This is a genomic window from Peptoniphilus harei (assembly GCF_900454685.1).
Lineage (GTDB): Bacteria > Bacillota > Clostridia > Tissierellales > Peptoniphilaceae > Peptoniphilus_A > Peptoniphilus_A harei.
Genome location: NZ_UATM01000023.1, coordinates 1 through 12,362 on the forward strand (window position 1 = coordinate 1; position 12,362 = coordinate 12,362).

Here is a 12,362-nt window from a genome sequence, read left to right on the forward strand (position 1 = left end):
ATTCTCAACTAAAAAGTTTTTAGATGTGTAGGTGAAAGAATGTATAGTAAGAGAAAGATTCTTGCAATTTGCCTTGCTGCCATAATGGCGGCTCCAAGTGCAAGTTTTGCCAAGTCTTCTAAGAGTCTGACTATTGAAAAAGATGAAAAAATTGAACAAAGAAAACAGGTTAATTCAAAAATTAAGGAGCAAAAGGCTAATATTTCTAATACAGAATCAGAAAAAAAGTCTGTTACTGATGAAATAGCAGGCCTTGATGCAAAGATTCAAGAGAAGTCTAATAAGATAGCGTCTCTTGAAAAAGAAATAAATAAATTAAATCAAGATATTGCTGCTAACCAAAAGAAATTGGAAGAAGCTCAAGCAAAATCTTGAGGCCAATACAAAATCCCTAAGATCAAGACTTAGAGAAATGTATAAGAGGGGCAATGTCAACTATATTGAAGTTTTATTAAACTCCAAGGATATAGAAGAATTACTTAGAAACAACGAAATTATTTCTTCAATCGCAAAGGCTGACAGAGAACTTATTGAGTACATAAAAACTCAAATTGACACAATAAAAAAGACTGAAGAAAGATTAAAAGTTGATAGAGAAAAAGTTACAGTTACTAAGGCAGAAGTTGAGTCTGAAAGACAAGGCTACCAAGATGCAGTTAATGCAAAGAATGAGTACATGAAAGTTCTTGAAAAAAACATTGATGCTTACAAGATTGAATTTGAAAAGGCTCAATCAGACTGGCAAAACCTAGACCTTGAAATTTAAAACTTCAAAAAGAAATTGAAGTCCAAAAGAAAGAAGAAGAGAAGCTAAGAAGAGGCTGAAAGAGCATCTGCAAACAGGACAAATAGAGTTAACAGCAACATAAGCGTTGCATCAAGACCAAGAGATGGACAAGCATATACTTGGCCAGTTCCAGGTCATTACTCAATATCATCACCATTTGGCTATAGAACTCACCCTATCTTAGGTTATTCTAAATTCCACTCAGGTGTAGATATACCAGCACCAAGTGGAACACCTATAGTTGCTGCTAAGTCAGGTACAGTTATTTTATCAAGACTTATGAGTGGATATGGAAATGTTATTATGATAGATCACGGAGACACAGTGACAGTCTATGCTCACTGTTCAGCACTTAATAAGTCAGTAGGTGACTCTGTTTCAGCAGGAGACGTTGTGGCCTTTGTAGGTTCCACAGGTCTATCAACAGGACCTCACCTTCACTTTGAAGTTAGGGTAAATGGATCGCCAGTAAATCCATTGGGATATGTATAATGAAAAAGAATAAATTTTTAAAAGTGGCAGCAGTTGCAATTTTAATATTGGCAACTGCTGTTGTTACGAAATATACACAGTAAAAAGCATTTTAGGAACAAATGAAAACTTTGGAAAGGTAGTTCTTCTTGAGAAATATTTAAAAGAAAATTATCTTTACAATAAGGATATAAAAGAAGAAAATCTTGAGGCAGGAATCTTAAAGGGATTAGTTGCAGGGTTAGAAGATCCTTATTCACAATATCTTACAAAAGATGAGATGAAAAAATTGTCAGAACAAACTACGGGTAAGTTTCAAGGTGTTGGAGTTATAATTTCTCCTGCAGAGGATGGAAGCGTAACTGTAGTTTCGCCTATAAAGGGATCGCCAGCTGATAGGGCTGGGGTTGAATCTGGAGATAAGATTTTTAAAAATCAATGGCAAGGACTTCTCAGCAGAAAAAATTGATCAGGCCTCAAAAGAGATGCGTGGTCAAGCAGGAACAAGCGTCAAGATTTTACTTTTAAAAAAAAAAACTTAAAGACAGAAGAAGTTGAAATCAAAAGAGAAGAGATAAAAATCGACTCTGTCTTAAAAAATAAAATCGGAGACTATGGCTACATTGGTATAACAATGTTTGACGAAGAGACAGGTAAGGACTTCAAAAAAAGTTTTACAAGAACTCACTGACGATGGAGTCAAGGGAATAGTCCTAGACATGAGGGGTAACCCTGGAGGAGTAGTTGACGCTGCCTATGAAATTGGAGACGCAATACTTCCAAAGACAAGCTTTGTTACATTGAAAAACAACAAGGGAGAAGTCATAGAAGACTACAAGACAGATGACAAGTACAATGACATCAAGATGGTAGTCCTCGTCAACGAAGGATCAGCATCAGCCTCAGAAATTTTGGCAGGAGCCATAAGTGACCTAGATAGGGCAAAAATTGTTGGCAAAAAAACCTATGGCAAGGGAGTAGTTCAAAATGTAATTGCTTTGCCAGAAGGAGACGGATTAAAACTGACAACATCAGAATACTTCACACCAAGTGGCGACTCAATAAATAAATTGGGAATAGAGCCAGACGTGGAAGTAGACCTTCCCGAAAATATTAAGGGTATAGGTATAGACTATCAAGAGACAGATACACAACTTCAAAAAGCCCTAGAGATATTAAAAGAAAAATAGAATTTTAGAAAAATAAATTTTAAGAAAAATGAAAGCAGCCGAGAAAAAGGCTGCTTTTTTAGTGAAAAGTTTTAGTAAAAGCTTCGCTTTTATAATTCTTATTTTTTGATAAGCTTTTTATTTTAAATAAGTTTTTGTAAAGCTATGCTTTACTATTCCCTTTCCGGAGGGGGCTAGGACCTTTCGATTGGTCCTTCCCCCTCCGGGGCACCCCAACACCTTCAACGACCTGGCGGGGGCCTTTGCCAACAACCCCGAGCGGCAGACAGCCTAAAATTCAAAACTCGTTAAGCTTAAATAGTTGCGATTAAAAAACCTATAAATCAATTAGGATTGAATCACAATTACTTGTTTACTTAATCGCTTAACTCAAACAGTTGAATTTTTTAACGGCTGTCTTGCCTTACGGGGTTCTTCAACCTTAGTTCACGGTTTTACCATTACACAAATTCAAACTTATTTTGAGTTACTTGAGCCTACCTTATGATTTGAATAAACTTTTCTATTAAAAGAAGCTTAAATTGTTAATTGTTAAGCTTTTTTTATAATTTCATAATTATTTGTGAAGTTGTTTTTTTTTTTTTTTTATGACTTAATAAAAAACTCTGACTTCATAATAAACTATGACTTAAGAAAAAATGTGAGCTTGTAATTTTTTGTGACTTCACAACAAATTACAACTTCATACTTAAACAGTGAGCTGATGGAGTGCCCCAGCTCGTCGAAATATTATAAGGTCGTAAAGCTTGCCAATAAACTGCAAGCTTATAAAGCAGTAAGCAAAAAGTTCGGAGACGTTAAAAAAAATTTCATTGTTTGAACGAAGTGAGTTTGAAATTTTTAGTCGAAGAGCTTTTTGCGTATTAATGGGTCGGGCCCCTGCCAGGGCGATGGGGTTAGGGGGGAGGTTTAAGGAGGGGGTCAGGGGCCTCGCCCGCCCCTGGCTCCCCCTCCTTATAAAGAAATATAAAAGCGTCAGCTTTTAAAAACTTTTTCATCATCTTTTTGAAGATCTAAAAGAGGATACCAATTTCTTTTTCTTTTCCCCTCTTTCAATGATATAATTAATCTAGTATTTAATTGAGGTGTTTTATGTTATTTGATATAAATGAAAATTTGGGAGATTTTTTCTATGACGAGCCAATGAAGAACCACACTTCTTTTTGTGTTGGTGGTCCTGCTAAGCTTCTCATTAAACCAAATGATGAAGAGTCTCTATAGAAATTCTAAAATCTATTAGAAAAAATAATTACAATTATTATATTCTTGGAAACTGTACTAATATTATTGTCAAGGACAAGGGTTTTGACGGGATTATTATAAAGTTAAAAAAATAAATTAAATGATGTGAAAAAAGTTTCTGACAAGGAAATTTTTGCAGGAACGGGTGCCAGCATGAAAAAGATTAGTGAGTTTGCCATGAAAAATTCTCTTACTGGTCTTGAGTTTGCTCACGGTATCCCAGGTTCTCTTGGTGGTGCCATTGTCATGAATGCAGGTGCCTATGATGGCGAAATTAAAAATGTTTTAAGAGCGTAAGGCTTCTTGATGAAAATTTAAAGGTTATTGAAATTCCTGGTGATGAGATGAATTTTGCCTACAGGCATTCTCTAGTTCAAGAGAGGGACTTAATTGTCCTCGGTGCAACTTTTTCTCTTGAAGATGGAAACAAAGATGAAATAAGAGAAAAATATGAAGAATTTGACCAAAGAAGAGCTGACAAGCAACCTCTTGATATGCCTTCTGCTGGATCTACCTTCAAGAGGCCTACAGGTTATTTCGCTGGAAAGCTAATTGATGATTCAGGCCTAAGGGGATTTACTCATAAGGGAGCAGGAATTAGTCAAAAGCACTGCGGCTTCGTTGTAAATAGAATAAGGCTACTGCCCAAGATATACTTGAAACTATAGAAATTGTACAAAAGGTCGTTCACGATAAGTTTGACGTTACTTTGGAGAGGGAAGTTAAAATTATTGGTGATTAGGAGTCTTTAAGTTGGTGATAAAATGGAAATTATAATTATTACGGGAATGAGTGGATCGGGCAAATCCTATGCCCTAGATGTCTTTGAAGACCTTGGCTATTATGCCATGGATAATCTAGCACCAGCCCTTTTGCCAAAGTTTTGCAACATTGCCCTTGATGCAAAGAGCAAAAACTTTGAAAAGGTGGCTGCTGTTGTAGACATGAGGAGTGGGGAGCTTTTTAATGATTTCTATTCTGCTTATGAAGAGCTAAAAGGAATGAATTTAAAAATCAGGCTCTTGTTCCTCTATGCCGATATGGAAACTATTATTGCAAGGTACAAGGAACTGAGAAGGCCTCACCCAATGAACAGGTCCATTGTTGATGGTTATAATTTTGAGGAAGCAACTCTTTCAAAAATCAAAGACAGCGCTGATTTTGTCATTGACACTACAGGACTTTCTACGAAAAATCTGAGAAAGCAATTAATGGCCTTTGTGTCCTATGATGAAAAGGACAACTTTGCCATTGAGGTTTCAAGTTTTGGCTTTAAGTCTGGCATCTTAAGGGATGCTGACCTTGTTTTTGATGTGAGATTTTTGCCAAATCCTTTTTATATTAAAGAACTTAAGGACTTAAATGGAAAGACTGAAGAAGTGAGGTCCTATGTAATGAAGTGGGATGTGACAAAAGAATTTATTGATAAGACTATTGACCTCTTGAAGTTTTTGATACCAAATTATATGGCAGAGCAAAGAGAGTTCTTACGATTGGGATTGGTTGCACTGGAGGCTTTCACAGGTCAGTTGCTATAGCTGAGGAGATAGGTAGAATTCTAAAGGAAGAGTACAAGTCTACCTATGTAACTCACAGAGATATGGAGAAAAATTTATGGAAAAAAAGATAGTAGTCCTAGGTGGAGGTACAGGTATCTCCACTATTTTGCGTGGACTAAAAGATTATAGCGAGGATATTTCGGCTGTTGTCTCCATGTCTGATGACGGTGGAGGAAGTGGAATATTAAGGCAGGAACTAAATATTCTTCCACCAGGAGATGTGAGAAGATGTCTCATTGCTCTTTCCAATACCGACAAGACTATGAGGGACTTGTTGAATTATAGGTTCAAATCGGGATCTTTGAAGGATCAAAATGTGGGAAATATTTTAATTGCTGCCCTGACTGATATTTTTGGGTCCTTTGATAAGGCCTTGCTTGAAATGTCCAGTGTTTTTTAATGTGACAGGCAAGGTAATTCCCGTTACCCTAGATGAGACTCATCTTGTTGCAGAGTTTGCGTCTAAGGATAAGGTTGTGGGAGAGTCCTACATCCCAAAAATGTGTTATAGGTTGAACACGAAATTGAAAAAATGTCTATGATTCCCACTATCCAAAGGCAAATGATGAAGCTGTGAAAGCGATTTTATCATCTGACATTGTCATTATTGGTCCAGGATCTCTTTACACTTCAATTATCCCAACTTTTTAGTTGGAGGAATCAATGAAGCCTAAGAGATACAAAGGCCAGAGTGATTTATATTGCCAATGCCATGACTCAAAAGGGAGAGACAAAAGACTATTCTTTGAAGGACCACTTCGAGGCCATATTAAAACATTCAAACTATGAATTTATTGATGAAGTCATAGCCAATGACCTAAGGGCAACAGAAGAAATTTACCAAAATTATTACAATAAGGATGAATCGAGACCCTCTTTGCCACAGAAGAAGACAGAAATACTTCAAAGAATGCAGGGATTTCTATAAATTCCCCTTCTGTTAGCCTTACATTTTTTTCTTTGAAGTATTTTCTGTCTTCTTCTGTGGCAAAGATGGGTCTCGATTCTCCTTATTGTAAAATTTTGTAAATTTCTTCTGTTGCCCTTAGGTCATTGGCTATGACTTCATCAATAAATTCATAGTTTGAATGTTTTTAATATGGCCTCGAATGGTCCTTCAAAGAATAGTCTTTTGTCTCTCCCTTTTGAGTCATGGCATTGGCAATATAAATCACTCTGGCCTTTGTATCTCTTAGGGCTTCATTGATTCCTCCAACTAAAAAGTTGGGGATAATTGAAGTGTAAAGAGATCTGGACCAATAATGACAATGTCAGATGATAAATCGCTTTCACAGCTTCATCATTTGCCTTTGGATAGTGGGGAATCATAGACATTTTTTCAATTTTCGTGTTCAACCTATAACACATTTTTGGGATGTAGGACTCTCCCACAACCTTATCCTTAGACGCAAACTCTGCAACAAGATGAGTCTCATCTAGGGTAACGGGAATTACCTTGCCTGTCACATTAAAAACACTGGACATTTCAAGCAAGGCCTTATCAAAGGACCCAAAAATATCAGTCAGGGCAGCAATTAAAATATTTCCCACATTTTGATCCTTCAAAGATCCCGATTTGAACCTATAATTCAACAAGTCCCTCATAGTCTTGTCGGTATTGGAAAGAGCAATGAGACATCTTCTCACATCTCCTGGTGGAAGAATATTTAGTTCCTGCCTTAATATTCCACTTCCTCCACCGTCATCAGACATGGAGACAACAGCCGAAATATCCTCGCTATAATCTTTTAGTCCACGCAAAATAGTGGAGATACCTGTACCTCCACCTAGGACTACTATCTTTTTTTCCATAAATTTTTCTCCATATCTCTGTGAGTTACATAGGTAGACTTGTACTCTTCCTTTAGAATTCTACCTATCTCCTCAGCTATAGCAACTGACCTGTGAAAGCCTCCAGTGCAACCAATCCCAATCGTAAGAACTCTCTTTTGCTCTGCCATATAATTTGGTATCAAAAACTTCAAGAGGTCAATAGTCTTATCAATAAATTCTTTTGTCACATCCCACTTCATTACATAGGACCTCACTTCTTCAGTCTTTCCATTTAAGTCCTTAAGTTCTTTAATATAAAAAGGATTTGGCAAAAATCTCACATCAAAAACAAGGTCAGCATCCCTTAAGATGCCAGACTTAAAGCCAAAACTTGAAACCTCAATGGCAAAGTTGTCCTTTTCATCATAGGACACAAAGGCCATTAATTGCTTTCTCAGATTTTTCGTAGAAAGTCCTGTAGTGTCAATGACAAAATCAGCGCTGTCTTTGATTTTTGAAAGAGTTGCTTCCTCAAAATTATAACCATCAACAATGGACCTGTTCATTGGGTGAGGCCTTCTCAGTTCCTTGTACCTTGCAATAATAGTTTCCATATCGGCATAGAGGAACAAGAGCCTGATTTTTAAATTCATTCCTTTTAGCTCTTCATAAGCAGAATAGAAATCATTAAAAAGCTCCCCACTCCTCATGTCTACAACAGCAGCCACCTTTTCAAAGTTTTTGCTCTTTGCATCAAGGGCAATGTTGCAAAACTTTGGCAAAAGGGCTGGTGCTAGATTATCCATGGCATAATAGCCAAGGTCTTCAAAGACATCTAGGGCATAGGATTTGCCCGATCCACTCATTCCCGTAATAATTATAATTTCCATTTTATCACCAACTTAAAGACTCCTAATCACCAATAATTTTAACTTCCCTCTCCAAAGTAACGTCAAACTTATCGTGAACGACCTTTTGTACAATTTCTATAGTTTCAAGTATATCTTGGGCAGTAGCCTTATTCTTATTTACAACGAAGCCGCAGTGCTTTTGACTAATTCCTGCTCCCTTATGAGTAAATCCCCTTAGGCCTGAATCATCAATTAGCTTTCCAGCGAAATAACCTGTAGGCCTCTTGAAGGTAGATCCAGCAGAAGGCATATCAAGAGGTTGCTTGTCAGCTCTTCTTTGGTCAAATTCTTCATATTTTTCTCTTATTTCATCTTTGTTTCCATCTTCAAGAGAAAAAGTTGCACCGAGGACAATTAAGTCCCTCTCTTGAACTAGAGAATGCCTGTAGGCAAAATTCATCTCATCACCAGGAATTTCAATAACCTTTAAATTTTCATCAAGAAGCCTTACGCTCTTACAAACATTTTTAATTTCGCCATCATAGGCACCTGCATTCATGACAATGGCACCACCAAGAGAACCTGGGATACCGTGAGCAAACTCAAGACCAGTAAGAGAATTTTTCATGGCAAACTCACTAATCTTTTTCATGCTGGCACCCGTTCCTGCAAAAATTTCCTTGTCAGAAACTTTTTTCACATCATTTAATTTATTTTTTAACTTTATAATAATCCCGTCAAAACCCTTGTCCTTGACAATAATATTAGTACAGTTTCCAAGAATATAATAATTGTAATTATTTTTTCTAATAGATTTTAGAATTTCTATAAGAGACTCTTCATCATTTGGTTTAATGAGAAGCTTAGCAGGACCACCAACACAAAAAGAAGTGTGGTTCTTCATTGGCTCGTCATAGAAAAAATCTCCCAAATTTTCATTTATATCAAATAACATAAAACACCTCAATTAAATACTAGATTAATTATATCATTGAAAGAGGGGAAAAGAAAAAGAGAATTTGGTATCCTCTTTTAGATCTTCAAAAGATGATGAAAAAGTTTTTAAAAGCTGACGCTTTTATATTTCTTATAAGGAGGGGGAGCCAGGGGCGGGCGAGGCCCCTGACCCCCTCCTTAAACCTCCCCCTAAACCCCATCGCCCTGGCAGGGCCCGACCCATTAATACGCAAAAAGCTCTTCGACTAAAAATTTCAAACTCACTTCGTTCAAACAATGAAATTTTTTTTAACGTCTCCGAACTTTTTGCTTACTGCTTTATAAGCTTGCAGTTTATTGGCAAGCTTTACGACCTATAATATTTCGACGAGCTGGGGCACTCCATCAGCTCACTGTTTAAGTATGAAGTTGTAATTTGTTGTGAAGTCACAAAAAATTACAAGCTCACATTTTTTCTTAAGTCATAGTTTATTATGAAGTCAGAGTTTTTTATTAAGTCATAAAAAAAAAAAAAAAAACAACTTCACAAATAATTATGAAATTATAAAAAAAGCTTAACAATTAACAATTTAAGCTTCTTTTAATAGAAAAGTTTATTCAAATCATAAGGTAGGCTCAAGTAACTCAAAATAAGTTTGAATTTGTGTAATGGTAAAACCGTGAACTAAGGTTGAAGAACCCCGTAAGGCAAGACAGCCGTTAAAAAATTCAACTGTTTGAGTTAAGCGATTAAGTAAACAAGTAATTGTGATTCAATCCTAATTGATTTATAGGTTTTTTAATCGCAACTATTTAAGCTTAACGAGTTTTGGAATTTTAGGCTGTCTGCCGCTCGGGGTTGTTGGCAAAGGCCCCCGCCAGGTCGTTGAAGGTGTTGGGGGTGCCCGGAGGGGGAAGGACCAATCGAAAGGTCCTAGCCCCCTCCGGAAAGGGAATAGTAAAGCATAGCTTTACAAAAACTTATTTAAAATAAAAAGCTTATCAAAAAATAAGAATTATAAAGCGAAGCTTTTACTAAAACTTTTCACTAAAAAAGCAGCCTTTTTCTCGGCTGCTTTCATTTTTCTTAAAATTTATTTTTCTAAAATTCTATTTTTCTTTTAATATCTCTAGGGCTTTTTGAAAGTTGTGTATCTGTCTCTTGATAGTCTATACCTATACCCTTAATATTTTCGGGAAGGTCTACTTCCACGTCTGGCTCTATTCCCAATTTATTTATTGAGTCGCCACTTGGTGTGAAGTATTCTGATGTTGTCAGTTTTAATCCGTCTCCTTCTGGCAAAGCAATTACATTTTGAACTACTCCCTTGCCATAGGTTTTTTTGCCAACAATTTTTGCCCTATCTAGGTCACTTATGGCTCCTGCCAAAATTTCTGAGGCTGATGCTGATCCTTCGTTGACGAGGACTACCATCTTGATGTCATTGTACTTGTCATCTGTCTTGTAGTCTTCTATGACTTCTCCCTTGTTGTTTTTCAATGTAACAAAGCTTGTCTTTGGAAGTATTGCGTCTCCAATTTCATAGGCAGCGTCAACTACTCCTCCAGGGTTACCCCTCATGTCTAGGACTATTCCCTTGACTCCATCGTCAGTGAGTTCTTGTAAAACTTTTTTGAAGTCCTTACCTGTCTCTTCGTCAAACATTGTTATACCAATGTAGCCATAGTCTCCGATTTTATTTTTTAAGACAGAGTCGATTTTTATCTCTTCTCTTTTGATTTCAACTTCTTCTGTCTTTAAGTTTTTCTTTTTTAAAAGTAAAATCTTGACGCTTGTTCCTGCTTGACCACGCATCTCTTTTGAGGCCTGATCAATTTTTTCTGCTGAGAAGTCCTTGCCATTGATTTTTAAAATCTTATCTCCAGATTCAACCCCAGCCCTATCAGCTGGCGATCCCTTTATAGGCGAAACTACAGTTACGCTTCCATCCTCTGCAGGAGAAATTATAACTCCAACACCTTGAAACTTACCCGTAGTTTGTTCTGACAATTTTTTCATCTCATCTTTTGTAAGATATTGTGAATAAGGATCTTCTAACCCTGCAACTAATCCCTTTAAGATTCCTGCCTCAAGATTTTCTTCTTTTATATCCTTATTGTAAAGATAATTTTCTTTAAATATTTCTCAAGAAGAACTACCTTTCCAAAGTTTTCATTTGTTCCTAAAATGCTTTTTACTGTGTATATTCTCGTAACAACAGCAGTTGCCAATATTAAAATTGCAACTGCTGCCACTTTTAAAAATTTATTCTTTTTCATTATACATATCCCAATGGATTTACTGGCGATCCATTTACCCTAACTTCAAAGTGAAGGTGAGGTCCTGTTGATAGACCTGTGGAACCTACAAAGGCCACAACGTCTCCTGCTGAAACAGAGTCACCTACTGACTTATTAAGTGCTGAACAGTGAGCATAGACTGTCACTGTGTCTCCGTGATCTATCATAATAACATTTCCATATCCACTCATAAGTCTTGATAAAATAACTGTACCTGACTTAGCAGCAACTATAGGTGTTCCACTTGGTGCTGGTATATCTACACCTGAGTGGAATTTAGAATAACCTAAGATAGGGTGAGTTCTATAGCCAAATGGTGATGATATTGAGTAATGACCTGGAACTGGCCAAGTATATGCTTGTCCATCTCTTGGTCTTGATGCAACGCTTATGTTGCTGTTAACTCTATTTGTCCTGTTGGCAGATGCTCTTTCAGCCCTCTTCTTAGCTTCTTCTTCTCTTTTCTTTTGGACTTCAATTTCTTTTTGAAGTTTTAAAATTTCAAGGTCTAGGTTTTGCCAGTCTGATTGAGCCTTTTCAAATTCAATCTTGTAAGCATCAATGTTTTTTTCAAGAACTTTCATGTACTCATTCTTTGCATTAACTGCATCTTGGTAGCCTTGTCTTTCAGACTCAACTTCTGCCTTAGTAACTGTAACTTTTTCTCTATCAACTTTTAATCTTTCTTCAGTCTTTTTTATTGTGTCAATTTGAGTTTTTATGTACTCAATAGTTCTCTGTCAGCCTTTGCGATTGAAGAAATAATTTCGTTGTTTCTAAGTAATTCTTCTATATCCTTGGAGTTTAATAAAACTTCATATAGTTGACATTGCCCCTCTTATACATTTCTCTAAGTCTTGATCTTAGGGATTTTGTATTGGCCTCAAGATTTGCTTGAGCTTCTTCCAATTTCTTTTGGTTAGCAGCAATATCTTGATTTAATTTATTTATTTCTTTTTCAAGAGACGCTATCTTATTAGACTTCTCTTGAATCTTTGCATCAAGGCCTGCTATTTCATCAGTAACAGACTTTTTTTCTGATTCTGTATTAGAAATATTAGCCTTTTGCTCCTTAATTTTTGAATTAACCTGTTTTCTTTGTTCAATTTTTTCATCTTTTTCAATAGTCAGACTCTTAGAAGACTTGGCAAAACTTGCACTTGGAGCCGCCATTATGGCAGCAAGGCAAATTGCAAAGAATCTTTCTCTTACTATACATTCTTTCACCTACACATCTAAAAACTTTTTAGTT

At 36.4% G+C, this 12,362-nt stretch carries 16 protein-coding genes and 3 pseudogenes; 11 read left to right on the forward strand and 8 right to left on the reverse strand.

All coding sequences use genetic code 11. From position 1 onward, the window contains the following. Window positions 1-39 precede the first annotated feature (39 nt). The 11 genes and pseudogenes from DRZ96_RS11425 to DRZ96_RS11460 all read left to right on the forward strand — a co-directional run bounded on the left by DRZ96_RS11425 (window position 40) and on the right by DRZ96_RS11460 (window position 6,177). Window positions 40-375, forward strand: coding sequence for an Atg14 domain-containing protein (locus tag DRZ96_RS11425; RefSeq protein ID WP_256584755.1), 336 nt, complete (start codon window positions 40-42; stop codon window positions 373-375). A gap of 37 nt (window positions 376-412) precedes the next feature. Then, entirely contained in the window at window positions 413-766 is a 354-nt protein-coding gene (locus DRZ96_RS11430; RefSeq protein WP_256584756.1) for a PcsB-like coiled-coil domain-containing protein, read from the forward strand. A 258-nt stretch (window positions 767-1,024) separates the two neighbouring features. After that, complete coding sequence (locus DRZ96_RS11435; protein WP_256584763.1) at window positions 1,025-1,279, forward strand: M23 family metallopeptidase; 255 nt, start codon at window positions 1,025-1,027, stop codon at window positions 1,277-1,279. Between the two features lie 88 nt (window positions 1,280-1,367). Continuing rightward, window positions 1,368-1,475, forward strand: a pseudogene (locus DRZ96_RS12260) (hypothetical protein); the annotation flags it as partial. A gap of 63 nt (window positions 1,476-1,538) precedes the next feature. Beyond that, the gene (locus DRZ96_RS11440) at window positions 1,539-1,727 is read left to right on the forward strand and encodes a hypothetical protein (protein ID WP_256584757.1); all 189 of its coding nucleotides are present in this window, start codon (window positions 1,539-1,541) and stop codon (window positions 1,725-1,727) included. Between the two features lie 169 nt (window positions 1,728-1,896). Next, window positions 1,897-2,448: a S41 family peptidase gene (locus tag DRZ96_RS11445; protein ID WP_256584758.1), complete on the forward strand. Its 552-nt coding sequence runs from the start codon at window positions 1,897-1,899 to the stop codon at window positions 2,446-2,448. A gap of 1,092 nt (window positions 2,449-3,540) precedes the next feature. Then, window positions 3,541-4,432: pseudogene (gene murB, locus DRZ96_RS01040) on the forward strand (UDP-N-acetylmuramate dehydrogenase). 22 nt (window positions 4,433-4,454) lie between these two features. After that, window positions 4,455-5,320: pseudogene (rapZ, locus tag DRZ96_RS01045) on the forward strand (RNase adapter RapZ). Further along, window positions 5,305-5,649: a gluconeogenesis factor YvcK family protein gene (locus DRZ96_RS11450; RefSeq protein WP_256584759.1), complete on the forward strand. Its 345-nt coding sequence runs from the start codon at window positions 5,305-5,307 to the stop codon at window positions 5,647-5,649. Before rapZ (DRZ96_RS01045) ends, DRZ96_RS11450 begins: the two are co-directional and overlap by 16 nt. A 173-nt stretch (window positions 5,650-5,822) precedes the next feature. Beyond that, entirely contained in the window at window positions 5,823-5,900 is a 78-nt protein-coding gene (locus DRZ96_RS11455) for a 2-phospho-L-lactate transferase CofD family protein (RefSeq protein WP_256584764.1), read from the forward strand. A gap of 40 nt (window positions 5,901-5,940) precedes the next feature. Further along, window positions 5,941-6,177 carry a 2-phospho-L-lactate transferase CofD family protein gene (locus DRZ96_RS11460; protein ID WP_256584760.1) on the forward strand — a complete coding sequence of 79 codons (237 nt, stop codon included), beginning with the start codon at window positions 5,941-5,943 and terminating at the stop codon, window positions 6,175-6,177. A gap of 166 nt (window positions 6,178-6,343) precedes the next feature. Here the strand turns inward: DRZ96_RS11460 and DRZ96_RS11465 are convergent, their stop codons facing one another. From DRZ96_RS11465 to DRZ96_RS01080, 8 genes are all read right to left on the reverse strand, one after another. Beyond that, window positions 6,344-6,484 carry a 2-phospho-L-lactate transferase CofD family protein gene (locus tag DRZ96_RS11465; RefSeq protein WP_322788182.1) on the reverse strand — a complete coding sequence of 47 codons (141 nt, stop codon included), beginning with the start codon at window positions 6,482-6,484 and terminating at the stop codon, window positions 6,344-6,346. Further along, a complete protein-coding gene (locus DRZ96_RS01055; protein ID WP_256584761.1) occupies window positions 6,450-7,061 on the reverse strand; it encodes a gluconeogenesis factor YvcK family protein in 612 nt (203 codons plus the stop codon). Before DRZ96_RS01055 ends, DRZ96_RS11465 begins: the two co-directional genes overlap by 35 nt. After that, window positions 7,046-7,912: an RNase adapter RapZ gene (gene rapZ / locus DRZ96_RS01060; RefSeq protein ID WP_112889271.1), complete on the reverse strand. Its 867-nt coding sequence runs from the start codon at window positions 7,910-7,912 to the stop codon at window positions 7,046-7,048. Before rapZ (DRZ96_RS01060) ends, DRZ96_RS01055 begins: the two co-directional genes overlap by 16 nt. A gap of 22 nt (window positions 7,913-7,934) precedes the next feature. Next, on the reverse strand, window positions 7,935-8,828 hold the full coding sequence (gene murB, locus DRZ96_RS01065) for a UDP-N-acetylmuramate dehydrogenase (protein ID WP_112889272.1): 894 nt from the start codon (window positions 8,826-8,828) through the stop codon (window positions 7,935-7,937). A 1,083-nt stretch (window positions 8,829-9,911) separates the two neighbouring features. Beyond that, the gene (locus tag DRZ96_RS01070) at window positions 9,912-10,952 is read right to left on the reverse strand and encodes a S41 family peptidase (protein WP_322788183.1); all 1,041 of its coding nucleotides are present in this window, start codon (window positions 10,950-10,952) and stop codon (window positions 9,912-9,914) included. Then, window positions 10,916-11,089 (reverse strand): hypothetical protein, encoded by a 174-nt coding sequence (locus tag DRZ96_RS11470; protein ID WP_256584762.1) that lies wholly within the window; start codon window positions 11,087-11,089, stop codon window positions 10,916-10,918. Before DRZ96_RS11470 ends, DRZ96_RS01070 begins: the two co-directional genes overlap by 37 nt. Next, window positions 11,089-11,694 (reverse strand): M23 family metallopeptidase, encoded by a 606-nt coding sequence (locus DRZ96_RS01075; RefSeq protein WP_112889273.1) that lies wholly within the window; start codon window positions 11,692-11,694, stop codon window positions 11,089-11,091. The genes DRZ96_RS11470 and DRZ96_RS01075 overlap by 1 nt, the downstream gene beginning before the upstream one ends. A 220-nt stretch (window positions 11,695-11,914) precedes the next feature. Continuing rightward, window positions 11,915-12,337, reverse strand: coding sequence for a coiled-coil domain-containing protein (locus tag DRZ96_RS01080; protein ID WP_112889274.1), 423 nt, complete (start codon window positions 12,335-12,337; stop codon window positions 11,915-11,917). Window positions 12,338-12,362: the final 25 nt, after the last annotated feature.

Excerpts from the sequence above, each read along its gene's own strand:
- rapZ (WP_112889271.1), bottom strand. The coding sequence starts at position 7,912 with ATGGAAATTATAATTATTACGGGAATGAGTGGATCGGGCAAATCCTAT.
- DRZ96_RS01055 (WP_256584761.1), bottom strand. The coding sequence starts at position 7,061 with ATGGAAAAAAAGATAGTAGTCCTAGGTGGAGGTACAGGTATCTCCACT.
- DRZ96_RS11470 (WP_256584762.1), bottom strand. The coding sequence starts at position 11,089 with ATGAAAAAGAATAAATTTTTAAAAGTGGCAGCAGTTGCAATTTTAATA.
- DRZ96_RS11425 (WP_256584755.1), top strand. The coding sequence starts at position 40 with ATGTATAGTAAGAGAAAGATTCTTGCAATTTGCCTTGCTGCCATAATG.
- murB (WP_112889272.1), bottom strand. The coding sequence starts at position 8,828 with ATGTTATTTGATATAAATGAAAATTTGGGAGATTTTTTCTATGACGAG.
- DRZ96_RS11430 (WP_256584756.1), top strand. The coding sequence starts at position 413 with ATGTATAAGAGGGGCAATGTCAACTATATTGAAGTTTTATTAAACTCC.
- DRZ96_RS11440 (WP_256584757.1), top strand. The coding sequence starts at position 1,539 with ATGAAAAAATTGTCAGAACAAACTACGGGTAAGTTTCAAGGTGTTGGA.
- DRZ96_RS01075 (WP_112889273.1), bottom strand. The coding sequence starts at position 11,694 with ATGAAAGTTCTTGAAAAAAACATTGATGCTTACAAGATTGAATTTGAA.
- DRZ96_RS11450 (WP_256584759.1), top strand. The coding sequence starts at position 5,305 with ATGGAAAAAAAGATAGTAGTCCTAGGTGGAGGTACAGGTATCTCCACT.